The organism is Paenibacillus sp. GD4, assembly GCF_030846225.1.
In the GTDB taxonomy this organism is placed as follows: domain Bacteria; phylum Bacillota; class Bacilli; order Paenibacillales; family NBRC-103111; genus Paenibacillus_G; species Paenibacillus_G silviterrae.
In genome coordinates this window covers 3,828,016-3,851,793 of sequence record NZ_JAVCYK010000001.1, presented here as the reverse complement: position 1 = coordinate 3,851,793, position 23,778 = coordinate 3,828,016, and the positions used below count along the sequence as shown (strand labels likewise).

Below are 23,778 nucleotides of genomic sequence, written 5' to 3'. Positions count from 1 at the left end.
TATTTCATTGTACTCCGATTCGGCAGCGTGCCTGTGATTTACATCGCAGCTTAGCGAAAAGAATTACATCTTTTTTGTGAAAGAGAAAAACCTTTGTCACTTGTGATTATTTTCACTTACTCATTCATGAACTTATCTTATACTGAAGGCATCCAAAGAGGCGCTAGAGTCTCTATCATCGGAGGGATGAGCTATGAAACCGCAAGTACCGTTAGAAGTGATGTATGCCCGCCAAGGATTTCCCATGCAGGAGCTGAACGATTCGATCCAGCGTCTTCAGGACGAGCATACCCTGCTGCAGCAGCAGCTGTTGGAGCTTTACGGAATGGCCGAGGCGATCGGCTGGGATGAGGACGTCATTAACTGGATCGGTTCGCTGAAGGATTTGAAGCTAAAGGTAACGCATTTCATGGAGACGCTGCATCAGCATTCGGTTTGGGAGGAGAATACCCTCTTCCCTATGATCGCTTGGTACTTTGGAGAAACCATGGATGAATTTACCCAAATGGAGCAGGAGCATGAAATTGCTGAGCAGTATATTGCGGCATTTTTGGATGCTGCGGAGCGAATGTTCCAAATCGTCCCCCGTTCGGAGGCGCGTTTGATGGCATCGTACTTGCTTCAGGCCTACGACGTCCTGTATCAGCATTTCTATAAAGAAGAAGAGCTTCTTGCCGCATTAGCCAATCGATCGAACGCCATCGGCTTCTAAACATGGCATAGGAGTGATGACTTATGAGCTTCATGAAGCCTGAACAGATCGCTTTGATTGCGGGAGAAACCGGTTGGAAAAAGGCATACTACCCCATTCTGTCTAAACAACTTCCGCTGGGCTTCGCCGCGGGCGCGTATATCGCCCTCGGCTTTCTTCTTGCCATCCGGGTTAGCGCAGGGCTGCCTCCGGCATGGAGCGGCCTTGCCGGAGCTGTTGGAGCTGCCGTATTCCCCCTTGGGCTTATCCTCACGCTAGCCGCAGGAGGAGAGCTGCTTACCGGCAATATGATGACGTTATCTATGGCCTGCTTTCAAGGGAAAATTCCCGCTTATCGTGTTGCTTTCAACTGGTTCTGGATTACTATCGGCAATTTCGCAGGGGCGCTCTTCGTCGCTTACGTATTCGGCCATCTTGTCGGCCTGACAGAGCAAGGCGAGTATCTGGCCCGTACATTGGCGTTAGCCCACGGAAAGCTGGAGGAGCCGTTCCTCGCTGCCTTCCTCTCGGGGGTCGGGTGCAACTGGCTTGTGGCGCTTGCGGTTTGGCTGGCATACGGCTCGAAGGACGGCACCGGGTATGTGCTCGGCATCTGGTTTCCTACGATGGCCTTTGTAGCGATCGGCTTTCAGCACGTGGTCGCGAATATGTTTCTGATCCCTGCTGCGATTTTCGCCGGACATGCGACTTGGGCGGAATATATCGCCAACTTTGTCCCCGTTTTTTTAGGCAATGCCGTGGGCGGTGCTCTGTTTGTAACGGTAGTGTACGGCATCGCCTACGCAAAAAAGCAGCCGACGGCCGCAGAGAAGCATGGCGGCACTGCGGACCGGGAGTGGGGTAAGGATAGCTCTACGGGGATAGAGCAGATTAGCGGGCTGCATTGACAAGAAGCGAAAGACCCTCGAAGGTCGCTCCTAAGCAGCGGCCATCGAGGGTCTTTCCCGTTTATTTATAAGCAAACGTAGGATAACAGCCGAGAATTCTCACCTGACACCCAATCGCCTCAATCTCCTGCAAAGCGGCCGGCAGCAGCACGGAATCCAAGGACGCGTTAATGTCGATATAGAAGTAGTAGCTGCCGAGCTTTTTCTTTGTCGGTCTCGACTCGATCTTCGAAAGATTAATCCGGCGCCACGCGAATGCGGACAGCACCTGATGCAGCGCACCCGGATAGTCCTCCGGCAAGGTGACGAGGATCGTCGTTTTCACCACGTCCGCTTGCTTTAGCCTAGGTACCTCAGGTCCAACCAGCACAAAACGCGTGTAATTATCCTGATGGTCCTGAACTCCGCTTGCAAGAGTCTGCAAATCATACAGCGTACCCGCCGTCATAGGCGCGAGTGCCGCTACCCCAGGCTCCCCAAGCTCCCGGACTAAGCGCGCGGCTTCCCCGTTGCTGCTTACCTGCTCCAGCTCCACGTGCGGCAGCTTCTCCTTCAGAAACAGGCGGCATTGCGATAAAGTCACGCCGTGAGAATACACCTTTTGAATTCGCGAGAAGTCCTTCGGCGCATCCTTCACAGCTAACAGGTTAATCGAGATCGGGTACACCCATTCCGCCCGAAAAGGCAAGTCCACCTGATGGACAATCCAATCCAAATGGAGACTAACGGAGCCGTCGAACGTATTCTCGATCGGGATCACACTATAATCGGTTTGTCCGTTCACCGTGGACAGGAAAACATCGTCGATGAGCTTGCACCCCACATACTCGTACGCTTCCTTGCCCAGAAAATAATGTGCCGACTCCTCCGTAAAGGTTCCCGGACCTAAGAGCGCGATTCGCTTCATATCCGGATCTCCCCTTTAATGTTGTCGAACAAGCTTGCCTCCCGCTCCGCAGGAGACACCTCGCTTACTTGCACACCCGCCCGGTCCGGCATCAGCCACATCGTAGTGGCTTCGATGCCTTCCTGCTTCAGTGTCTCCTTCATGAACGCTTCCAGCTCATCCTTCTGCGAGCTGCTCCGGTCCACTAGCGCCAGTATGGTTGGCCCCGCACCGCTTAGCGCGACACCCAGCGCCCCATGGTCCGTAGCCTCCGCCAAAATCCTGCCGAGCCCCGGCACCAGAGGCGCACGATACGGCTGATGCAGCGCATCCTTCATCGCATGCGAGATCATATCCAGTCTGCTTGTGCAGAACGCAGCTACGAGAACACTCGAGTGCCCGACGTTATACACTGCGTTAGCCAAGCTTTGCTCCCGGGGAAGCACATGGCGTGCTTTCTCCGTCGACAGCTGGAAATGCGGAATGGCGACCAGCACCTCCAGCCGCTCGTCCGGCTCGACCCGGATATGCTCCGCACGCTCCCCGTCCCAGAACGCAACTACCAAGCCTCCGAAAATCGATGCTCCGACATTGTCCGGATGCTTCTCGAGCTCGGTCGCCATTTGGAACAGGTCATCGTTCGTCAAAGGGCTGCCGATCAACGCGTTCGCCGCAGCGAGTGCACCTACGATGGCGGAGGCGCTGCTGCCGAGGCCCCGAGTCAGCGGAGCATCGCTGTACATGGCAATGTCCAGCTCAGGGCAGGAAACCCCTGCCCGCTGGAATACCATTTGCGCCACTTCATAGACCAGATTACTCTTATCCGTTGGGATCCCTTGCATTTGATCGCCGAACAACGTGATCTTCGTCTCATTGGCAAAGCCCATCTCGATCCACGCATATAAACCCAGCGCCATCCCCAGCGTATCGAAGCCCGGGCCCAAATTGGCCGTACTGGCCGGTATTTTCACACGTACCTTGCGGCTTTTATCTATCATCATGAGAGTTACGTTCTCCTTACGCTTCCAGCTTCTGCATAGCTCATTTCGTCTTAGTTAGCCCTCGACACGATATACGCTCTTAATCGAATGAACAACGTCCATCGATTCGAACTCCTTCAGTACATTTTTCATTGCCGCTTGATTCGCGTCATGCGTAATAATGATGATCTCAGCCGCCGGGTTCGACGCGTTCGGATGCTGAAGCACCGATTCCAAGCTCACCTCATGTTCAGCAAATACCTGCGTGATTTGAGCAAGTACTCCAGCCTTATCCGCAACGTGCAGCAGGATGAAGTTCTTGGAAACGATCTGCTCGTCGGTTTTCAGCTTCTTCTCTTTGTACGGAACGAAGCCGCGCTGCCCGTTGATGCCCAGCTTCAGGTTGCGGACAACCGCCACAAGATCCGCTACGACCGATGTTGCCGTAGGCAGCTCGCCTGCACCCGGACCGTAGAACATGGTCTCGCCAACCGCTTCCCCATATACATAAACCGCATTGAATACGCCGTTCACGGAAGCAAGCGGGTGGGTCATCTTCACCATGGTAGGCTGAACGCTGATGCTGATGCGATCATCCTGATGCTCCGCGATCCCCAGCAGCTTCACCTCGTACCCAAGCTTCTTTCCGTAAGCGATGTCCTCCTTGGATACCTTGGAGATACCTTTTACCGACACGTCAGCCAGAGCCATTTCAGTCCGGAAGCCGAGGGTGCCGAGGATGGTCATTTTGCGAGCCGCATCAAAGCCCTCTACATCGGAGGTCGGATCCGCTTCGGCATAGCCGAGCTGCTGCGCCTCTTTCAGCACGTCGTCGTATGCTGCGCCCTCTTGGCTCATCTTGGTCAAAATGTAGTTGGTCGTTCCGTTGACGATGCCCATGATTTTCGTAATCCGGTCGGACGTAAAGCCCTCGATCAGCGTACGGATGATCGGAATGCCGCCCGCCACGCTCGCTTCATAGAACACATCGCAGCGTTTCTCCGCCGCTTTCGCCAAGATTTCCGGCCCATGCAGCGCCATCAGGTCTTTATTGGCCGTAACAATGTGCTTACCTTGTTCCAACGCATCCAGAATGTATTTTTTTGAAAGCTCGATGCCGCCCATAACCTCAACAACAACATCGATCTCCGGGTTTTCAATAATATCGTTAGGATTGTCTGTCAGCTTATCGGCGGAAACGTTTATATTACGGGTTTTGCTTGTGTCCTGCACCAGAATTTTGGCGATTTCTATGGCGGAACCGGATTGGCTTGCCAGATCCTGTTGATGCCCTTCCACGATCCGTACCACACCGGTGCCGACCGTTCCTAGTCCTAGTAAGCCTACTTTGATTGGTTTCATATGGTTCCTCCTTGATTGATTTTCAAAATCAGGTCGGTCCCGGTAAAAAGCGCCTTCGGTCTATCTATACCCCACAAAGTGAAGTAATCAACTCGAAGCATAATCCGATTACTTTGCGGGGACCCCGGTGAAAATGAGTTTATTTTATCATATTTGATGGAAAAACTCATTTTCAAAGGCCGACACGTAAACTCTACGGCTGCTTTTTACCTATCCCGATTCATTTTGAAAATCAATGTTATATTTAATTTAGCCTTGCCCGACGAGGTGGGCGCGCGTAACGCCGTCTTGCGATCGGAGCTTGTTCAGCAGAAAAGCGACATTCTCGCTCATCAACGAGGTTTCCACGGAGATGACGACATTGGCTACCCCCTGCAGAGGAATGGTCTGGTGAATGGTAAGCACATTGCCTTCCAAGCCGGCAATCATGGCAAGCACACGAGACAGTATACCCGAGCGATGCTCCAAATCCATGGAGATCGTAACGATTCGCTCCCGCTCCAGCTTACTCAGAGGATAGATGCCGTCTTTGTACTTATAGAAAGCACTCCGGCTCAGCTCCACCTGCTCGACCGCGTCATGAATGGTCTTCACCTCTCCGCGGGCCAGCAGCTCCTTGGCTTGCACTGTCTTCACCAGCGCTTCCGGCAAAATATCTTCCCTCACCAAGTAGTAACGCTCCCGGCTGTCCGGGAGACCTTGCATCCCTGTATTATCCGGCACGTCAGCAGTCCTCTCTAGAAAGACGATTGTTTTCACCTAGTGGACATTATAGCGCACTTCTCATAAGACCTGCAATAGGCACAGCTCAAATTTTTGTGGTACAGTGGAAACGTACATCCCTATTTACCTACAGAACGGAAGGAGTTATTCTCTTTGTCTACTTTGCGAGCCCGGATGATGGCAACGGCCATTCTGTTTAACGGCAACGATATGCTGATGATGAAGCGTTCTCCGAAACGCACGTTAAGCCCCGGCATGTGGGCATCGGTAGGCGGTCACCTGGAGCCGGAGGAAATCAATGACCCAAAGACGGCCATGCTAAGAGAGATATACGAAGAAACGGGGCTGTCCCCGGAGGAGCTTGAGAATCTTCACCTGCAATACATTTTGATTCGTCAGAACCAGCAGGAAATAAGGCAGCAATTTATTTATACGGCAACCGCCAAACGGCGTGAGGTGATTCAGACGGAAGAAGGGGAGCTGCACTGGATTCCGAAGGAGAAGGTGCTGGACCGTGAAATTCCTTTTATTTTCCACAGTCTTCTGGAGCATTACTTTACTTACGGCCCTTCCCCTTCTATATGGGTGGGCACCGCCGGCTTCGATGCAGAGGGACAGCCCGCCGTACATTGGACCGAGCTGGTGGACCCGCAGAAGAGATAACCAAAAAAGCCACGCTTCTCTTGAAAGAGCGTGGCTTGTATGCTTATGCGTTTGCCTGAAGGCGAGTCTGCGCGTCTCCCGGACGGCTCATCTCAATCCAGCGGTTCAGCAGCTTCAGCGCCTCCCTGCGCTGCAGCAGCGAGGCGGCCAGCTGGAAGCCCTCCTCGTACGAGCCCACCTTGTCAAACCAATAAAGCCGCAGTCCTGCGTTGAAAATGACATGGTCGCGCTCGTTTTGCACTTCCTCGGAATCATCCCCGGATATGACCCGGTTCAATAACTCAAGCTGAACCTCCTTGGTGCACTTCTCGAGAGGAGCTCCGCGGAAACCGAACGTACTGGGATCGATTGTACTTGATTCATCTCCCCAAGGCGTCACCTTCCGAATGGAGCTGTTCTTATGAAGGGGGAGATCCTCTGACCCCTCCATCCCTTGGACAATATAAGCGGTCTCGAAGCCCGTTTTGGGCAGCAGATGAATCAAGTGCTCCATGGCCGTCTTATGGTTCACACCGATGACCATATTCAGCGAATGAACCGGATTGATCATCTTCTCCACTGTATTAAGGAAAGTGCGCAGCCCGATCTGCTCCCGAACGTGCCTCACCCTTCCGAACGGAGGACAAATCAGATCCGTCCAGATGAATCCGATATGGAGCGAAACGAAAATTTTTTCCCATAGCTTCGCCTCCAGCTCCACTTGGACACCGAGTCCCTCAAGCAGCTCCTTCACGGACTGCCCCAGCTTAGGCGGGAGCGCCACGCTGCCATGGAGCACCTGAGAAAATCCCACGGAGGCAAGCAGCAGACTTACGGGAATCGTAACCGGAAAATAGTGCCGACCATCATAGGGGCCGGCACAATTTAGAGAATGTGAGAATGACCGATACGGCAGCGAATACTTGCGAAATACATCAATAAAGCCCATCATTTCTTCGTCGGCTTCGCCCTTCATCCGCATCGCCATAAGGAACGCTGCCGTTTGGGCATCCGTTGACTCCCCCCTGGCGATGGCATGGGCAGCCGCTACCGCTTCATCATAGGACAAGCTTCTTGACCCTAGCTTCCCCGTTCCGACTGCCTTGATGTACTGTTTCATGATCAGAACCTCCAAGTATAGGCATGCTGCATCTCTTAACCGGCTATCCCGGCGCGATCTGAACGGCACAAACCTTGAACTCCGGCATCCGACAGGTTGGGTCAAGTGCCGGGTTCGTGAGACGATTGATGCACTGCTCCTCGCCCCAATGGAATGCGACGAAGACCGTGTCCGGGCGAATCTTCGCGGAAACCTTCACCTTCAGCCGGATCGAGCCGCGCCTTGAGGCTACCTTGGCGTGACCGCCGTTAACAAGACCAATGACTCCTGCCGTATCCGGATGGATTTCGAGTAAAGGCTCCGGATATTTGGAATTCAGCTCCGACGTATTCCGCGTCTGAACCCCGGATAAATAGTGCTGAAGCACCCTGCCTGTCGTTAGCAGATAAGGGTATTTCCTCGTGGCCACTTCCTTCGGATTCTGATGCTCGATCGGAACCAGCCTCGCACGGCCGTCGGCATGAGCGAACCGCTCTTCGAACATCCTAGGCGTGCCCGCATGGCCCTCTTCCGGACAAGGCCAGAACATCCCGTGCTCCTTCTCTATCCGTTCATAGCTCATGCCTGAGTAATCCGCAAGTCCTCCCTTGGAGGCAAGGCACAGCTCTTGAAAGATTTGTTCAGCATGGTTGTACTGAAAATACTGCCCTTTGCCCAGCACCTGCGCGATGTCGCAAAGTATCCTCCAATCCAGCTTGGCCCTCCCGGGCAGCGACTTCAGCGCTCTTCGCACCATGACGCGCCCTTCCAGCTGCGTGATCGTCCCCTCATCCTCCAAATAGGCGGAGCCGGGCAGCAGCATATGCGCCCACTTCGTCGTCTCCGATTCGAACAAATCGATAACAACCAAAAATTCCAGCTTTGCCATCGCTCTTTCGACCAGGTGACTGTTGGGGTTGGAAACAACGGGATTGGAGGCGAGGATGATCAAGCCCTTGATCTCCCCGCGGTCGATCGCCTCCATCATCTCATAAGCAGAGACGCCTTTGCGGGGCAGCTCCTCCTCCGGTACTCCCCAAACCTTGGCAATATAGGCCCGGTGCTCGGGATTCTCAATCAGCCGGTAGCCCGGCAGCTGGTCGGCCTTCTGTCCATGCTCCCGGCCGCCTTGGCCATTGGCCTGACCTGTGATGGCCCCATAGCCGCAGCCCGGCTTACCGATTTTACCGGTCAGCAGCACCATGTTGAGAAAATTTCTCACGTTTGCTACGCCGCTAGCGTGCTGCTCTACCCCGCGCGCCGTGAAAATCATACCGGTTTCCGCCGCTCCGTACCAGCGCGCCGCCTCGCGGATATGCTCGACGGGCACCCCCGTCAACGCAGCTACCTCGGCAAGCGATACCTGCTTCACATGCTCCTCCAGCTCCTGGTATCCATGGGTTCGCGCCTCAAGGAAATCCCTATTCACATAGCCCTCTTCGACAAGCACCTTCAGCATGCCGTTCACCAAAGCGGCATCATAGCCGGGCTTCACGCGCAGATGAAGATCGGCGATGGAGCAGGTAGCCGTTTCTCGGGGGTCGATCACAATGATTTTGCTTCCTTCCGAACGCGCTTTGCGAAAATACTGCATAATTGTCGGCTGGCACTCCGCGATGTTGGTCCCTGCGAGGATGATACATTTCGCCAGCGGCACCTCTTCCAGGGGGTTGGTCAAGCCACGATCTACCCCGAAGGTCAGGTTGGACGCGCCGGCCGCCGCCGACATGCAGAAGCGGCCGTTATAATCGATATATTTGGTCTGAAGCGCAATTCTGGCAAATTTACCGAGGAGATAACATTCTTCGTTCGTCAGTGACCCGCCCCCGTAAACACCGACGGTATCTTTCCCGTATCGTGCTTGAAGATCACGGATTCTGTCACCGATCTGCTGCAGCGCGGCCTCCCAGGAAACGGGCGTTAGCCTTCCGTCCACACGCAGCATCGGGTATTTCAGCCGCTTATCATGGGTAGCATGCACATGAGCATTGAGTCCTTTGACACACAGCCTGCCGTCTGTGACCGGATCCTCCTTGTTCGGGGACACAGCGTAGCGGCTCACCATGATCGACTTTTCCTCATGCAAATTCATTGTGCACTGTACACTGCAGTAGGGACATTCGGTTTGGGTCGTCTTTTCCCGGGGAGGCTGCTCTGCCTGACGCTTCTGAAACGCTTTAAGAAACTCGCTCATCTCTGCTCACTCACCTTACTCTCTAGCCTTTGATTAGAAATTCACTCCGGAATCCGCCGTCGCCCAAGCCTTACGCCAGCTTCGCGTTACCGCATAGAATACAAGCGTTACAATAAGTACAATCGATGCTACCACGAGAAAGCCCGTTACGTGGCTGCCTGTTGCCTGCTTCAGCGGTCCAAGCACGTTATTCGGAAGCAAGAATCCGCCCAGGCCCCCCGCCGCGCCGACAATTCCTGTAACAACGCCGATTTCTTTGGAAAAACGCTGGGGCACAATTTGAAAAATCGAGCCGTTCCCCATCCCCAGGCAAGCCATCATAATACTGGTGATGATCAGCATAACAACAAACGAGCTTGGCATCAGGGAAATTCCATAAGCGCAAATGGTAATGATGCTGTATAACAGCAGCATAAATCGCATGCCGCCAATTTTATCCGCAATATATCCGCCGATCGGACGGAAGAAGCTTCCAGCTATTACCGTAATCGTTACGAGGTACCCTACCTGTACCTTCGTCAAGCCGCCTTCCATCGCTTTATCCCCGTACACATCGTAGAAGAAGATATTAAAGTAGCTGGAGAATCCGACGAAACCGCCGAACGTAATAGCGTAGAAGATGCTGAACCACCAAGTATCCGGAACCTTCAATACGGAAAGATAATCCTTCAAGCTCTTAGGAGCCGGCTGATTCGGCGCATCCTTAGCCATAAGTGCATAAGCGATCATGACAAGCAGAAGTGGAATGATTGCCATACCGAATACGTTATTCCAGCCGTAGGCATTAGCCAGCTGCGGCCCGAAGAAGGTAGCAAGTGCGGTTCCGCTGTTCCCCGCCCCGGCGATCCCCATGGCCAGACCTTGATATTGCGGGGGGTACCAACGGCTCGCAAGCGACAGGGATACGGCGAAGCTTGCGCCGGCAATACCGAGAAGGAAGCCGAAGGCATATACCTGATTTAAGCTGACACCGCCCAGCCACCCCCATAGCAAAGGGAGGATGGTAAGCGACATCCCGATCATACCTGCCTTCTTGGAGCCGATCCGATCGGCGAGAATTCCCATAGGAATCCGGAAGATCGAGCCTCCCAGGGTCGGGATGGCAACCATGGTAGCCTTCTGAGCGTCCGTGAGTCCGAAATCCCTCGTGATGTAGAGTGACAACGCTCCACAAAGAACCCAAATCATAAAGCTTACATCAAAATAGAGGAATGCTGACATCAAACTCGGAAAATGACCTGCTTTTTTAAAATTTTTTACATCCATTCCACATTACCTCCCGAAATAAATAGCTTCTCTTTGTATTTGTGTTATGTTTATTTACATACACTATACATCCGCTATCGGAAAAGATCAATGGGGTTTTTCTAATTTGTTCATGTTTTTATGCAGTATTCTTCCCGTTATTCACCTTTGGCTTTTGGATTCACGACATTCACGAACATTGCCTGTACATAATAAAAGAAATGTACGTGTTTATCAAAATAAAAACCCGCCCCTCACATGTTACATTGATGTGAGAAACGGGTTTTTCATTATTCCTGTTCAACGAATTCAAATTCAAAATCACCGATGCGAATGGTTTGACCATCCTCCGCCCCGCGTTCGCGCAAAGCCTGGTCAATCCCTTTTTTCCGAAGGATCCTAGCAAAACGCATCACAGATTCGTGAGTGCTGAAATTCGTGCGTTTGATCAGCTTCTCGATGCTCGGACTCTCGATGACAAATACGTCGTTATCACGCTTGATCGTAAAGTCATCGTCCTCCTTCTTCTCCAGGCGGTACACCTTGCGCTCCTGCACCTCGGTGACTTCTTCCACGTGAGGCGTTTCGGGGATCGTCTCAAGGATGTCCGCGATCTTGTACATCAGCTCCTGAACACCCTTGCGCGCCACGGCAGAGATCGGGTACACCGTAATGTCGGGACGCTGCTCCGACAGCCTCCGCTGGAATTCCGCCAAATGCTCTTCAGCCTCCGGCATGTCCATCTTATTGGCCACCACCAGCTGCGGCCGGTCCTCCAGCTGCGCGTTGTAAAGCTTCAGCTCTTCGTTAATCTTCTGCCAGTCCTCGAACGGATCTCTGCCGTCGGTAGCTGCCATATCTACGACATGGACGATAATTCTCGTCCTCTCGACATGCCGCAGAAATTCATGTCCAAGCCCGACGCCTTCATGCGCGCCTTCGATCAAGCCGGGCAAATCGGCAAGCACAAAGCTTCGTCCGTCCCCTACATCAACAACTCCAAGGTTCGGGGTCAAAGTCGTAAAGTGATAGGCTCCGATCTTCGGACGAGCTCCGGATACGACGGAGAGCAGCGTCGATTTCCCGACAGACGGGAAACCGACCAACCCTGCGTCCGCCATGACCTTCAACTCGAGCACCACCCAGCGCTCCTGACCTTCCTCGCCATTCTCCGCAATTTCCGGAGCCGGGTTGTTCGCCGTAGCAAACCGGGTATTCCCCCGTCCGCCGCGGCCGCCCTTTGCAATAACTACCTCTTGCCCATGACGTGTTAAGTCCGCAATCGTTTCCTGTGTGTCATCATCAATGACTACCGTACCGGGCGGCACTCGAACGATCATATCGTCCGCATTCGCTCCATGCTGACTTTTATTGCGGCCCTTCTCGCCTCGCGTCGCCTTGAAATGCTTCTGGTACCGGAAGTCGACCAGCGTTCTCAGACCTTCATCCACGCGGAAGATCACATCACCGCCGTCGCCGCCGTCACCACCGGCAGGGCCTCCTTCAGGAACATACTTCTCGCGGCGAAACGCCACAAGACCGTCTCCGCCGTCTCCGCCCTTTACATAAATTTTCGCTTTATCAACAAACATCAGGTCACCTCTTTATGTATCCGTCACCGTTCGCCATGCGGCCGTCCAAACTACAAACCCTTCCCGTTTCTCGAAAACCGATTGAGCGCCGCTCGGACCGAGCCATTCCCGCTCAAGCTCCTGCACCGCGGTCTCCAGCTGTTCCTCGCGATATCCGCCTCGGTATTCCGACTTTACTTGGAGTAAGCCATCCGATAAAGAAAAGGTGAGCATAAGCTCGTGTTCTTCATCGGGCAGCAGGGACGCTTCCTCCTTAAAAGCTGCCAGCAGGCCCAAAATCCAGCCCTCCACCGAACGGGCAAAAGCCATATCGCCGATGGAAAATTCATGATCCATACTGACGTCCAGCTTTAACTCCTTCACTTCGCATTTAAATGACAGCAGCGCCATGATCAGCGAGGGAACGCCCAGCTTGGAGATATAGCTCTCCTGCTGCACTTTCTCTTTTATTTTTTCCATTAGATCGGTTAATTTATCATATTTCTTAAGCTTTACATAACCAAACAGAATCTGGATGTCATTCATCCAATCATGGCGGTAGTGATTGAATAGGCGCAGCATGCGCAGGTCCGTGTCGGAAGGCTCCATCAAGCCATCCTCCCTCGTAGCTTCATTCGTCTTCGACGTCATTTCCGCTTACCTCTCCGTTCATCTTTGGTTTCCAAAGTATACCACGGTGAGCGGCAAACTTCACCAAATTATATTATACCACGACATCGGGTTACTTTCCAAAGATGAGTTCGCCGGCCGACCGTCACAAGTACAAAAAACCCCGGCGACATAAGTATCGCCAGGGTTTATGCTTCGTGATGTTATTACGCTTCCACCGTCGCAGCTACCGGAGCAGCGGCTACAGGGTAGACGCTCACTTTCTTGCGGTCACGTCCAAGACGCTCGAACTTCACAACGCCTTCCACCAATGCGAACAGCGTGTCATCGGAACCGATGCCTACGTTGTTACCAGGATGGATCTTCGTTCCGCGTTGACGAACGAGGATGCTTCCAGCAGTTACGGCTTGGCCGTCTGCACGCTTCACGCCAAGACGCTTCGCGATGGAATCACGACCGTTCTTTGTGGAACCTACACCCTTCTTGGAAGCAAACAATTGAAGATTCAATTGTAACATGTCAGTCTACCTCCTTGCTTGATTAGTGTCTTTCAATGCTATATATGCACCATACGATTGTTCGATCGACTGCAGCATAACAACCATCGATTCCAGCAGCAGCTGCACCTGGTCACGAAGCGGCTCTTCCAGTTCAGGAATATCCACCTTCAGCAGCCCGTGCTTCATGTGTGTCTTCAGCTGAACCTTGAGCAACGCCTCTATGGCGTTCACGGTTCCCACGGTGACAGCAGATACGCCAGCACAGACAATGTCCTTGCCCGGCTCGTCATACTGAGCGTGGCCGTCCACCTGAAATCGCTGGATACGACCGCCCGATTCTCTGCGAATCGCAACTCGAATCATAATCTCACCTTACGCTTGGATCTTGTCGATCACAACTTTTGTGTAAGGCTGACGATGACCTTGCTTCTTGCGGTAGTTTTTCTTCGCTTTGTACTTGAAAACGATGATCTTCTCGCCTTTACCTTGCTTCTCAACCTTAGCAGTTACAGAAGCACCGGCAACGACCGGAGAACCTACGACCAGACCGCTCTCCTTGGAAACAACCAGAACACGGTCAAAAGTTACAGCATCGCCGGCAGCAGCCTCAAGCTTCTCGATGTAAAGAACATCACCTTCTTGAACCTTGTACTGCTTACCGCCTGTCTCGATAATAGCAAACATATTTGTTGCACCTCCTCATGTCTCAGACTCGCCTAATAGCAAGGTGGCTTGACCCAAAAGAGCCGGCTCTTAAAACCCGCTTCGTGCGGTTACAGCATGCGCCTTCGGCAACACACTCAAACATATTACCACAACCGCCTGACAAAAAGCAACGATTATTTGCAAAAGAAAACTACTTCAGCGGTTTGGCTTTTGCAATCCAGCCGTTGCCGCCGCAGTGCGCGCATGCTTCCAGCACGGTGGTCTCCTTGCTTTCCCGCACCTTCTTGCGCGTCAGCTCGACAAGCCCCAGCTTCGTCCAGCCTACCACGACAGTTTTCGTCCGGTCCTTGCTGGCCTCGCGCGCAAGCTCGTCCTGCACCTGCTGGCGATAATCCTCGGAGGCCATATCGATGAAGTCAATGACGATCAAGCCGCCGATATCGCGCAAGCGCAGCAATCTCGCAATCTCCCGTGCCGCCGCCATATTCGTATCGAAGGCCGTCCTTTCCAGATCGACGGACCCCGTATATTTACCGGTATTCACGTCGAATACGGTTAAGGCTTCGGTTCTATCAATGATGAGATAAGAGCCGTTATCGAGCCAGACCTTCCGCTTCAAGCCCTGCTCAAGCTGATCCATCACACCGTGCCGGTTGAGTAGATACGGCTCCGCTTCATAACGAATGCGCTTAGTTAGCATGGGGGTCCCCGGCATGACGTATGCTTCAATCTGCTGATACGCCGACTGCGAGTTAACGACTAATTCGGTGACGTCGTCACGGAACAAATCCCGCACAAGCCGCGGCAGCATCTCCAGGTCCGTATAGATTCTGCGAGGGACCGCGCCCGTCTGCAAGCCTGCCTGTTCGATCAACCTCCAGCGCAGGCGCAGCTCGGATAAATCCGCCGCCAGCGCCTCTTCGGCTTCTCCCATTGCTGCCGTACGTACGATAAAGCCCTCGCCCGGTTTCAGCTGGCGTTCCGCAATTTTCTTGAGCCGTTCGCGCTCTGCGGCACTTTCGATTTTACGGGAAACTCCGATATAATCGGCAAGCGGCATAAATACGCCAAAGCGGCCCGGGATGGAGAAATGCGTCGTAACCCGTGCTCCTTTACCGCCGACCGGCTCCTTGACCACCTGCACCATGATCGTCTGACCGACCTTTACCAAATCATGAATCGGAGGCTTTTCCTTCGGCTGTTTCTCAAGATGTGCAGGGAGGAGATCATCGATATACAAAAACACATTTTTGTCCAAGCCGACGTCCACGAATGCGGCCTGCATTCCCTGCAGCACCCTGACGACGCGGCCGATATAAATATTGCCGGCAAGCTGTCCGTTCTGCTCCCGGTCACCTTTATAAAATTCCACAAGCTTACCGTGCTCCAAAACGGCCACTTGGGTAATATCCTCATCGCATTGCACCAAAATGCGTTTCATGCCCGCAACACCTCGGCCTTATTGTACCATATTCCCGGGATGAATGCCCGTCAGTGCAACTAAAGAAACAGCTCCTCCATAGGGCTTCCTCGCTTGGTTTCGTCAAAATACGTCTCCAAAACCCGCTGTTCCGGAATGACCTTGCGTATCATTCCATACTCATCGAGCAAATAGATCAAGTGATATTTTTCCCTCATGAACATGCGGACAATGTCGCTGACCCTTCGTCTTCCCCCTACCACAATGGGCTGGGCAAGCGTTCCCTTGTGCAGCAATCGGCGGAATAATGCCTCCCGGTGCACCAGAAACCGCATAAAGTGAAACGGTGTTCCGCGCAAATCATACCAATTGGAGAAAAACAGGAATAATCCGATCATCAAAAAGTTCAATTGAATCCCTCCGCTGCCCCAAAGCAGATGAAGAAATGCAGCAACGATCATGCCTGAGCTAAATAAGAGACCGATCCAGGCTGCCGCGCGAATCGTACGCTGATACGGCAGCCAGGAGCTGAGCAGCGCCTGAAGAATTTTCCCTCCATCCAGCGGCATGACAGGGATCAGATTGAAGAGGGCAATTAAAATATTGGCTTCCATGAAATAAAGTCCCCACTCCGCCGGGATAACGCCATATACGGTGAGCGGATAAGCAAGGAGGGTCATCCAAACATTCTGCAAAGGGCCCGAAAGCGCGACGATAACATCCTCCCTTACCGGCACACTGGCCAGCTCATCCACGACAGCGACGCCTCCGAAGGGAAGCAGCTTCACTTCCTTAACTCGCCACCCGAACTGCTTGGCTGCGGCAACATGTCCCAATTCGTGTATGAACACGATGCCGAATAAGGTGGCCATTTCGACGAAATACCCTGTCAAAACGGAAATAAGCATCATGATGGAAAACAGCGGATGAAACCGGTATTTTACACCGAACCAATCCTGCCATATTTGTGCCGCCCGCTTAATCAAGCGCAACCACGTCCGCCGGGTTCACATACTTATCGTTTTTCGAAACCGCAAAAAACAGCCCTGCAGCAGCTCCGTTGGATTTCGCCATTACGCCTACGGTCTCCCCCCCTTTGATCCAGTCGCCTACCTGAACGGCTCCCGGCTCCAAGTTACCGTAAACGGACTTCATCTTGCCGCTGTGTTGAAGAATGACGGTATAACCTCTGCCCTCCCGTGTACCGGCAAAGATGACCCGGCCCGTATCCAGCGCCGACACCGGACTGCCTGCTTTGGCCTCCAGCATGACTCCCTCTCGATCCGGCTGAAACAAACCGGTTACTTTCCCTTGAACGGGCGGAAAGTAATGCTTGGCGGTGACCGCCACCTTCTCGGCTTCCTGATGCTTGAGCGGGTTCATTGCAGGCAGGAACGACGGGCTTCCTCCGAAGGTCTTGTCATACCAAGCAGCAACGCCATTCAAGTCCATCGAATGGGTCAGCGCCGCTCTGACATAGCTGCGCCCTTTCTCCGCCAACGGGTGGTCCACCTGAAATAGTCCCCAAACCATCGCGAACAGAACCCCACTGAGCACAAGATGGAGCCGGATGCGGCTTTTTCCGGGTACCCATCGGTCGTCTCTCGGAGGATCCTCCCCATATCGTCGATATTCCTGCCAGTCGCGTTCCCACTTGCGGTTCCATTCCACCTCGGGATCCAGCACCAGAGGTACCTCCTCCGGCCGTACGGACTTTGGTATCTCTCGGTGCGGAGGTAAAACATCTGCATGCCCTTCCATCACTTGGCGAATACGATCATAACGGCGTTCGCGAATTCTGCTATTTTTGCTGCTCATGGCCAGCGGCCCCTCCCCCGAACTACGATTCTTCTAAAGACAAGGCTTGTTTAGTTCATTTTATGAGCTTGTACGCCCATTTAGTCCTTGTCCTGCGAGTTTCGTATGGAAATCCGAGGTCTCTCTCCGCTTACAGCTGCTGCTCCTGTACCGCTAAGGTGTAGCTTCTATGGCAATGGCTGCATCGACCCAAATGAATGCATTGATGCGTACTGAGATCCTCATAGCCGTTCGTCTGCTTGATGTCGTCTATCGGCCGATAAGGAGAATAGGGATCATAAAAATCGGACAATCTGCCTTGGTCGTCCAAAGCTTGCCGGCATTGCTCGCACGGGAAGCTCAGCTCCTCCAGCCCGTTGCATACAGGACATCCGTAGGACATAGGCCTATCACCTCCATTACAGGTAGCGTACCCCAATTGTTCCGATTTACCGCACAACCAGCCCCGACAAACAAAAAAAGCCGGAATCCGCAGATTCCGACTGTAACATTACGCTTCCTCCAAAGGAACGTCATCGTGCATTCGAATGCTCATAACAAGTCCCATGGCCAGCATGTTGATTAAAAGTGATGTTCCGCCATAGCTGATGAACGGAAGGGTGATTCCGGTAAGCGGCATAATACCGATCATCATGCCGACATTTTCGAAAATCTGGAACACCAGCATAGACACAATCCCGATAATAATATACGAGCCGCTGTAGTTATTAGAGTAAATCGAGATGAGGATCATACGATAGATCAGCACGAAATACATCAAGAGCAGCAGCGAGGCGCCGACAAAACCAAATTCTTCACCCACTACGACAAAAATAGCATCCGTATAGGCCACCGGAATGAAGTTGCTGTGAATCGACGTCCCGGCAAGATATCCTTCGCCCGTCAAACCTCCGGAACCGATAGCTCTCATTGAGTTCATGACCTGCCATTTAGAGTCCATGGAAGCTTCATCCGGATTGACGAACGTATTAATCCGCTCCACCCAGTGTCCGAGCTTCTTCGATTCAAAGTAGGCCGTAATCGGGTCGTGATACGTTTGGAACAGGTAGAGGAACAAATACAGTCCGCCTACGACGATCACTATCCCGCCGAGAACGTAGATCAGCCTCACATTCCCGATCCAGTACATTCCTATAAGAATCGAAATGAAAATAATCGCGTTTCCGAGGTCGGGCTGAATGACAACGAGAAGGAAGGGGATCAGCACAATGACGCCGATCGGAATGACGTCCCTCAGCAGCTCAAGGGATTCGCCTTTCCTTCTTGCGATATAGGCAGCCAAGGTAATAATAAGAATCAGCTTAAACAGCTCTACCGGCTGAAAATCAAGTCCTCCGGGAAGGCTGAACCAGCCTCTGGCACCGTAGCGCTCAATCCCGAACTTCCACACGGCCACCAGCAGAATAACGCCGAGAATATAAAGATACGGCGAGGCTTTCACGAGCATCCGGTAATCAAACAGACAAGCCGCAAAAAACGCAATAAGCGAAAGGACGTAAATAATGATCGTCTTCTCGAGATTAAATTCGATTTTAGGATCGTGCAGGGTGGCGCTGTATACGAGAAACGTACTGAATACCATAAATAAAACGAGGATGACGAAGATCGAAAGGTCAAACTTTTTAAACTTGTGCAGCACCTTGCGTCATCCTATCCCGATGAACTTTTTGAGCTTATGCAGCATGCCCGCCTTCTCTTCCATCGGCAGGAGCGGCACCGAATCGCCCAAAATGCGTCGTGCGATATTGCGATAAGCGATCGCGGCGCGCGAATTCGGATTCATCACGGTCGGCTCACCGGTGTTAGCCGCCTTAATGACGTATTCGTCATCCGGAACGATTCCGAGCAAATCAATGGCCAGTACGCTGCAGATCTCATCGATATCGAGCATTTCACCCTTCTTCACCATGTTCGCGCGAATCCGGTTGATCACCAGCTTCGGTGATTCAATGCCCTCTTGCTTCTCCAGCAGCCCGATGATGCGGTCTGCATCCCGAACGGCCGCATTCTCCGGCGTCGTTACGACAATCGCTTTATCCGCACCCGAAATCGCATTCTTAAAGCCCTGTTCGATGCCTGCAGGACAGTCAATGATAACAAATTCGAAGTCCTTTTTCAGATCAAGAATAATTTGCCGAACGGCATCCGGCGATATGTCGTTCTTGTCCTTCGTCTGCGCCGCGGGCAGCATGTACAGCTCATCGAAGCGCTTATCCTTCACCAGCGCCTGACCGAGCCGGCATCTGCCCTCAGCTACGTCGATGAGATCATAGATGATTCGGTTCTCGAGTCCCATGACCACGTCAAGATTGCGCAAGCCGATATCCGTATCCACCATGACGACCTTCTTCCCTTGCAGAGCCAAGGCTGTTCCGATATTGGCCGACGTGGTCGTTTTCCCTACACCGCCCTTGCCTGAAGTGATTACTATTGCCTCTCCCATGGTTTCACTCCTCTATTGCTGTGTTTTGATTTATATGAGCCTGTGCAGCTGATGGATCTTGTCGATCTCCATCTTGCCTTCCTTGACATAGGCATACTCCATGTAAGCCTCATAAGCTTCGTCGGAGCCCCACTCATCCGGAGGCCGGCTGATGACGCCACCGATCCGCAGCTGGGTCGGCCGTAAGTGGGAGGCGGCAATGATCGAATGCTCGTCGCCGTCTACACCTGCATGGGCCATCCCGCGCAGGGAACCCATAATATATATGCTGCCTGTGCTGAGGATGGCCCCTCCCGGGTTCACATCGCCTAAGAAAAGAAGGTTCCCCTCATGCACAAGCGTTTGTCCTGATCTTACAATGCCGCGCACGATCTTAACATTGGTAAAATCCGGCTGCGCAACCGTATGCGCCGGATCCTGAGATTCGATCGATTGAATCAGCAGGTTGCCCTTCTGACTAATGATGCTGCGGATTTGTTCCTTCTGCTCCTCTGTGGCGGATCTATTGCCGAGCTTGACGTGCACATGGATAATGGGTCCGGTTAAAATCTGCTGATGCGTCTTCTCAAGCTTATGCTGAAGCTCCGAGATGATCTCCGCAAACTCACACGTATCGTCCAAAAGAAACACCAGGCCGTCCTTCACGCCCTTGATCGTCACATGATGCTTGACTGCCGACATAAACGCTCCTACCCCCTAAGCGTATACAATTCGGCTTTCTGTCGCCTTTCTCCTGCTTGAAAGCAAAAATTATTCGGTTTGCTCGGAGGACCGAAGCGGCAGGCTCTCGAAGTATTTGCGGATGGGTACGTAAATGGCGAGGGCAAACAGCAAATTGATCAGCATGCTTGGCAAAATCTGATGCAAAAACACCCACTGGAGGTCCACATGGGTAACCCGGAACAAACGGTACAGCATATAAATGATCGAATCATACGTCATATTGCCGAGAGCCATCACCATCATGCCTACCACGATGCTGGAATATACTCTGCCGTACATCAGACCGGCTAAATAGCCGGTTAAGCCCATACTGAACGAAATAGGTCCCAGCATGGGCGAGTAATAGATAAAGTCCTGGAGCAAGCCGATGACAAGTCCATATATCAGTGCCGTATGCCGGTTCATATAAAGTCCGATATACAAAATAAGTACTAGTAAAAAGTGCGGTGAAACATAAATCTGAGAGCGCCAAGCAGAAGGCACCAGCCACTGCAGCAAAGTGCCCTCCAGAAGAAAGGCGACGGCAAGACCAATATAAATCCATATCCGGCTCATCTGATCACCCCACCTCAGCCTTCCGGCACTTCAACGACAAACACTTCGCGAAGGCGATCCATTCTGGCGAACGGTTGAATGTAAGCCTCATGAGCGATACCGAATTTGCCTTCTTTTCGTTCTATTACCTTGCCGACTTCGATTCCTTGCGGGAACAGAAGTCCCCGTCCGGAAGTAATGATCGTATCCCCGACCGCGAGCTTATCATTCGGGTCAATCCGGGACATCACCAGTAGCTGCGTCTCATTCTTGTCAAAATATTCGATAACCCCGAACGATTCTTCCTTGCCCTTCACCGTAACGGAAATCGCCTTCGATTCGGAGGCAGCCGTGTCATCAATGCCCACAAGCAGCTGAACGTCCGAGGAGAACGCGGACACGCGAACGACGCGGCCGACAAGCCCTTCTACGGACATAACCGCCATATTCGGCTTGATGTTGTCAAGCTCGCCAAGATTGATCGTGATCGTATTGTTCAGCTGGTCCGGATTGTAGGACAACACCTCGGCAATACGGAAACGATAATTATTGGCCTGCTTCTGACGCTCCGTAAAGTTAAGCGCCTCCTGCAAACGTTTGTTCTGCTGTTCCAGATCGTTCAGCCGCGCCGTATCCCGAGCATACTTGGTCAGTGTCTGCTTGAGCGCTTTATTCTCTTCGTGAATCGTACCCAGCGTGCGGATATCCTCAAAGAAACCCGCTATATAACCAGCGGGTTTATACAGCAGACCTTGCGTCCAGGCTACCGTGTCCTTCAGAAACTTCTCCGGCCAGCTCATGTACTGCCGGTTGCCGAAGGTCAGCCCCATAATCGTTATAAATAAAATTAGGCCGAGCATCAATATGAGCAGCCTCTTGTTCCCCAGCAGTTTCAATCCTTACACCTTCCCGCGAAAAGAGGGAAGCAAACCTTGTTCGCTTGCTTCCCTGCATTCTGTTACCTTATCGTTTGGACTTGCTTGTAGGACCGGATCTTGTTCTGAACAGGTGAATATTCTCCAGGGCGCGTCCCGTGCCGATCGCAACGCAATCCAGCGGATTGTCCGCGACAAGCACCGGCATTCCCGTCTCGCGGGAAAGCAGCTTATCCAGATTGCGCAGCAGACCGCCGCCGCCGGTAAGCACAATGCCTCGATCCATAATATCCGCCGAAAGCTCGGGAGGACATTTCTCCAGCGTCACTTTAACCGCTTCGACGATGCTGTTGACCGTATCGGCCAACGCCTCGGTAATTTCGTCCGAGGTGATGGACATGGTCTTCGGCAAGCCGCTGACCAGATCACGTCCGCGAATCTCGAACTTGATCGCCGGATCCATCGTCAGTGCCGAACCGATCTCAAGCTTGATCTGCTCCGCCGTTCGCTCCCCGATCATCAGATTATATGTGCGCTTAATGTATTGAATGATCGCTTCGTCCATTTCATCTCCGGCCACACGAATGGAACGGCTGGTAACGATCCCGCCGAGGGAAATGACCGCCACCTCGGTGGTGCCCCCGCCGATGTCAACGACCATGCTGCCCGTCGGCTCCCATACGGGAAGATCTGCGCCGATTGCAGCCGCGAAGGGCTCTTCAATCGTGAACGCGTCACGCGCGCCCGCTTGTCTTGTAGCATCCTCGACGGCGCGCTTCTCTACAGCCGTAATGCCCGAAGGCACGCATACCATCACGCTGGGATGGCGCTGAAACATCCAACGCTGCTTTTGGGCCTGTCTGATGAAATATTTAATCATCGTAGCCGTCGTATCGAAATCGGCGATAACGCCGTCCTTCATCGGACGAACGGCGCGAATGTTGCCCGGCGTACGGCCGATCATTTTCTTCGCGTCGTCACCGACCGCTTCAATCGTCTTAGTATCCGTACGAATCGCAACAACGGACGGCTCCCGTACGACGATTCCTTTTCCTTTCACATAAACTAATGTATTCGCAGTTCCCAGGTCAATGCCCAGGTCTTTAGTAAACCCACCGAACATGAGGTAATTGCTCCCTTCTAACCGTTACCATTGTACTATTATATTACATCAAACCAAGTTCCTTCAAACTCACAAATTTGTGATCGCCGATGACGATATGATCCAGCACATCGATCCCGATGACCTCCCCGGCTTCTACAAGCCGCCTTGTCAGCTGAATGTCCTCCTGGCTTGGCGTAGGATCTCCGCTTGGGTGATTATGCGCGCATACGATGGAAGCGCTGCTTCGTTTAATCGCGGCGCGGAATACCTCACGAGGATGCACGATCGAAGCGTTCAGGCTTCCCATGGACAGCGTTTCCTGCCCGATGACGTGATTCTTCGTGTTCAAAAACAAGCAAACGAAATGCTCTTTGTTCAGATAACGAAGCTCCTCCATGAGAAGCTTGGCTACATCCTGCGGTGAACGAATCGTCACGGTTTCCTCCAGGGTCGTTCGCGCCATGCGCCGTCCCAGCTCAATGCCGGCCATAATCTGGAGCGCCTTGGTAGCTCCGATCCCTTTGATTTCCATCAGCTGTTGAAGACTCAAATCCGACAGGCTTCGCAAGCCTCCGGATTGGGCAAGCAGGCGCTGGCCCAGGTGAACGGCCGATTCCTGAATCGTACCCGTCCTCAGCAAAATGGCGAGTAATTCCGCATTGTTTAATGCCGCAGCCCCATACTGTATCATGCGTTCTCTAGGTCGTTCTTCGTTTGGGACATCGCGCAATGTCAAATTGTGCGATTCCATGCATTCCCCTCT

26 protein-coding genes and 1 other annotated feature are annotated in these 23,778 nt (G+C 52.8%); of the genes, 3 read left to right on the top strand and 23 right to left on the bottom strand.

The annotated features are described in order from the left end of the window. Positions 1-193 precede the first annotated feature (193 nt). Both RAC89_RS18665 and RAC89_RS18660 read left to right on the top strand, forming a co-directional pair. The gene (locus RAC89_RS18665) at positions 194-712 is read left to right on the top strand and encodes a hemerythrin domain-containing protein (RefSeq protein WP_306615230.1); all 519 of its coding nucleotides are present in this window, start codon (positions 194-196) and stop codon (positions 710-712) included. Between the two features lie 23 nt (positions 713-735). Then, complete coding sequence (locus tag RAC89_RS18660; RefSeq protein WP_306615229.1) at positions 736-1,599, top strand: formate/nitrite transporter family protein; 864 nt, start codon at positions 736-738, stop codon at positions 1,597-1,599. Positions 1,600-1,660: 61 nt separating this feature from the next. On the opposite strand, the gene pheA is transcribed toward RAC89_RS18660, so the two are convergent. The 4 genes from pheA to RAC89_RS18640 all read right to left on the bottom strand — a co-directional run bounded on the left by pheA (position 1,661) and on the right by RAC89_RS18640 (position 5,532). Next, complete coding sequence (gene pheA, locus RAC89_RS18655; RefSeq protein WP_306615228.1) at positions 1,661-2,506, bottom strand: prephenate dehydratase; 846 nt, start codon at positions 2,504-2,506, stop codon at positions 1,661-1,663. Continuing rightward, positions 2,503-3,483 (bottom strand): homoserine kinase, encoded by a 981-nt coding sequence (gene thrB / locus RAC89_RS18650; protein ID WP_306616132.1) that lies wholly within the window; start codon positions 3,481-3,483, stop codon positions 2,503-2,505. The genes pheA and thrB overlap by 4 nt, the downstream gene beginning before the upstream one ends. Before the next feature lie 57 nt (positions 3,484-3,540). Further along, entirely contained in the window at positions 3,541-4,827 is a 1,287-nt protein-coding gene (locus RAC89_RS18645; RefSeq protein ID WP_306615227.1) for a homoserine dehydrogenase, read from the bottom strand. 249 nt (positions 4,828-5,076) lie between these two features. Then, positions 5,077-5,532, bottom strand: coding sequence for an ACT domain-containing protein (locus RAC89_RS18640; protein WP_284644814.1), 456 nt, complete (start codon positions 5,530-5,532; stop codon positions 5,077-5,079). Between the two features lie 171 nt (positions 5,533-5,703). Here RAC89_RS18640 and RAC89_RS18635 point away from each other — a divergent pair, with 171 nt between their 5' ends. Beyond that, positions 5,704-6,213, top strand: a complete 510-nt coding sequence (locus tag RAC89_RS18635) for an NUDIX domain-containing protein (protein WP_306615226.1) — start codon at positions 5,704-5,706, stop codon at positions 6,211-6,213. Positions 6,214-6,256: 43 nt separating this feature from the next. Here RAC89_RS18635 and RAC89_RS18630 read toward each other — a convergent pair whose 3' ends face one another. The 19 genes from RAC89_RS18630 to radC all read right to left on the bottom strand — a co-directional run bounded on the left by RAC89_RS18630 (position 6,257) and on the right by radC (position 23,766). Continuing rightward, the gene (locus tag RAC89_RS18630; protein WP_306615225.1) at positions 6,257-7,312 is read right to left on the bottom strand and encodes an anthranilate phosphoribosyltransferase; all 1,056 of its coding nucleotides are present in this window, start codon (positions 7,310-7,312) and stop codon (positions 6,257-6,259) included. Positions 7,313-7,355: 43 nt separating this feature from the next. Further along, a complete protein-coding gene (nasC, locus tag RAC89_RS18625; protein WP_306615224.1) occupies positions 7,356-9,485 on the bottom strand; it encodes an assimilatory nitrate reductase catalytic subunit NasC in 2,130 nt (709 codons plus the stop codon). 33 nt (positions 9,486-9,518) lie between these two features. Then, positions 9,519-10,751 carry an MFS transporter gene (locus tag RAC89_RS18620; RefSeq protein ID WP_306615223.1) on the bottom strand — a complete coding sequence of 411 codons (1,233 nt, stop codon included), beginning with the start codon at positions 10,749-10,751 and terminating at the stop codon, positions 9,519-9,521. A gap of 269 nt (positions 10,752-11,020) precedes the next feature. Further along, entirely contained in the window at positions 11,021-12,322 is a 1,302-nt protein-coding gene (gene obgE / locus RAC89_RS18615) for a GTPase ObgE (RefSeq protein ID WP_306615222.1), read from the bottom strand. Positions 12,323-12,334: 12 nt separating this feature from the next. Next, entirely contained in the window at positions 12,335-12,952 is a 618-nt protein-coding gene (locus RAC89_RS18610) for a Spo0B domain-containing protein (protein ID WP_306615221.1), read from the bottom strand. A gap of 185 nt (positions 12,953-13,137) precedes the next feature. Continuing rightward, on the bottom strand, positions 13,138-13,449 hold the full coding sequence (rpmA, locus tag RAC89_RS18605; protein ID WP_306615220.1) for a 50S ribosomal protein L27: 312 nt from the start codon (positions 13,447-13,449) through the stop codon (positions 13,138-13,140). A gap of 6 nt (positions 13,450-13,455) precedes the next feature. Next, positions 13,456-13,794, bottom strand: coding sequence for a ribosomal-processing cysteine protease Prp (locus RAC89_RS18600; RefSeq protein ID WP_284637906.1), 339 nt, complete (start codon positions 13,792-13,794; stop codon positions 13,456-13,458). A 9-nt stretch (positions 13,795-13,803) separates the two neighbouring features. Then, positions 13,804-14,115, bottom strand: coding sequence for a 50S ribosomal protein L21 (gene rplU, locus RAC89_RS18595; RefSeq protein ID WP_306615219.1), 312 nt, complete (start codon positions 14,113-14,115; stop codon positions 13,804-13,806). Between the two features lie 14 nt (positions 14,116-14,129). Continuing rightward, positions 14,130-14,216: a sequence feature (ribosomal protein L21 leader region), on the bottom strand. A 71-nt stretch (positions 14,217-14,287) separates the two neighbouring features. After that, positions 14,288-15,538 (bottom strand): Rne/Rng family ribonuclease, encoded by a 1,251-nt coding sequence (locus RAC89_RS18590; protein WP_306615218.1) that lies wholly within the window; start codon positions 15,536-15,538, stop codon positions 14,288-14,290. Between the two features lie 59 nt (positions 15,539-15,597). Next, positions 15,598-16,509, bottom strand: a complete 912-nt coding sequence (locus tag RAC89_RS18585; protein ID WP_306615217.1) for a M50 family metallopeptidase — start codon at positions 16,507-16,509, stop codon at positions 15,598-15,600. Then, the gene (locus tag RAC89_RS18580; RefSeq protein WP_306615216.1) at positions 16,496-17,335 is read right to left on the bottom strand and encodes a M23 family metallopeptidase; all 840 of its coding nucleotides are present in this window, start codon (positions 17,333-17,335) and stop codon (positions 16,496-16,498) included. Before RAC89_RS18580 ends, RAC89_RS18585 begins: the two co-directional genes overlap by 14 nt. 130 nt (positions 17,336-17,465) lie before the next feature. Continuing rightward, complete coding sequence (locus RAC89_RS18575; protein ID WP_306615215.1) at positions 17,466-17,717, bottom strand: hypothetical protein; 252 nt, start codon at positions 17,715-17,717, stop codon at positions 17,466-17,468. Between the two features lie 108 nt (positions 17,718-17,825). After that, a complete protein-coding gene (locus tag RAC89_RS18570; protein ID WP_306615214.1) occupies positions 17,826-18,974 on the bottom strand; it encodes an FtsW/RodA/SpoVE family cell cycle protein in 1,149 nt (382 codons plus the stop codon). 6 nt (positions 18,975-18,980) lie between these two features. Then, positions 18,981-19,778: a septum site-determining protein MinD gene (minD, locus tag RAC89_RS18565; protein WP_284637895.1), complete on the bottom strand. Its 798-nt coding sequence runs from the start codon at positions 19,776-19,778 to the stop codon at positions 18,981-18,983. A 30-nt stretch (positions 19,779-19,808) separates the two neighbouring features. Further along, positions 19,809-20,459: a septum site-determining protein MinC gene (gene minC / locus RAC89_RS18560; protein WP_306615213.1), complete on the bottom strand. Its 651-nt coding sequence runs from the start codon at positions 20,457-20,459 to the stop codon at positions 19,809-19,811. Positions 20,460-20,528: 69 nt separating this feature from the next. Next, positions 20,529-21,056, bottom strand: a complete 528-nt coding sequence (gene mreD, locus RAC89_RS18555) for a rod shape-determining protein MreD (RefSeq protein WP_306615212.1) — start codon at positions 21,054-21,056, stop codon at positions 20,529-20,531. A 14-nt stretch (positions 21,057-21,070) separates the two neighbouring features. Continuing rightward, on the bottom strand, positions 21,071-21,931 hold the full coding sequence (mreC, locus tag RAC89_RS18550) for a rod shape-determining protein MreC (RefSeq protein WP_306615211.1): 861 nt from the start codon (positions 21,929-21,931) through the stop codon (positions 21,071-21,073). A 67-nt stretch (positions 21,932-21,998) separates the two neighbouring features. Continuing rightward, positions 21,999-23,033 (bottom strand): rod shape-determining protein, encoded by a 1,035-nt coding sequence (locus tag RAC89_RS18545; RefSeq protein ID WP_306615210.1) that lies wholly within the window; start codon positions 23,031-23,033, stop codon positions 21,999-22,001. A gap of 43 nt (positions 23,034-23,076) precedes the next feature. Further along, positions 23,077-23,766 carry a RadC family protein gene (gene radC, locus RAC89_RS18540; RefSeq protein WP_306615209.1) on the bottom strand — a complete coding sequence of 230 codons (690 nt, stop codon included), beginning with the start codon at positions 23,764-23,766 and terminating at the stop codon, positions 23,077-23,079. Between the last annotated feature and the right edge of the window lie 12 nt (positions 23,767-23,778).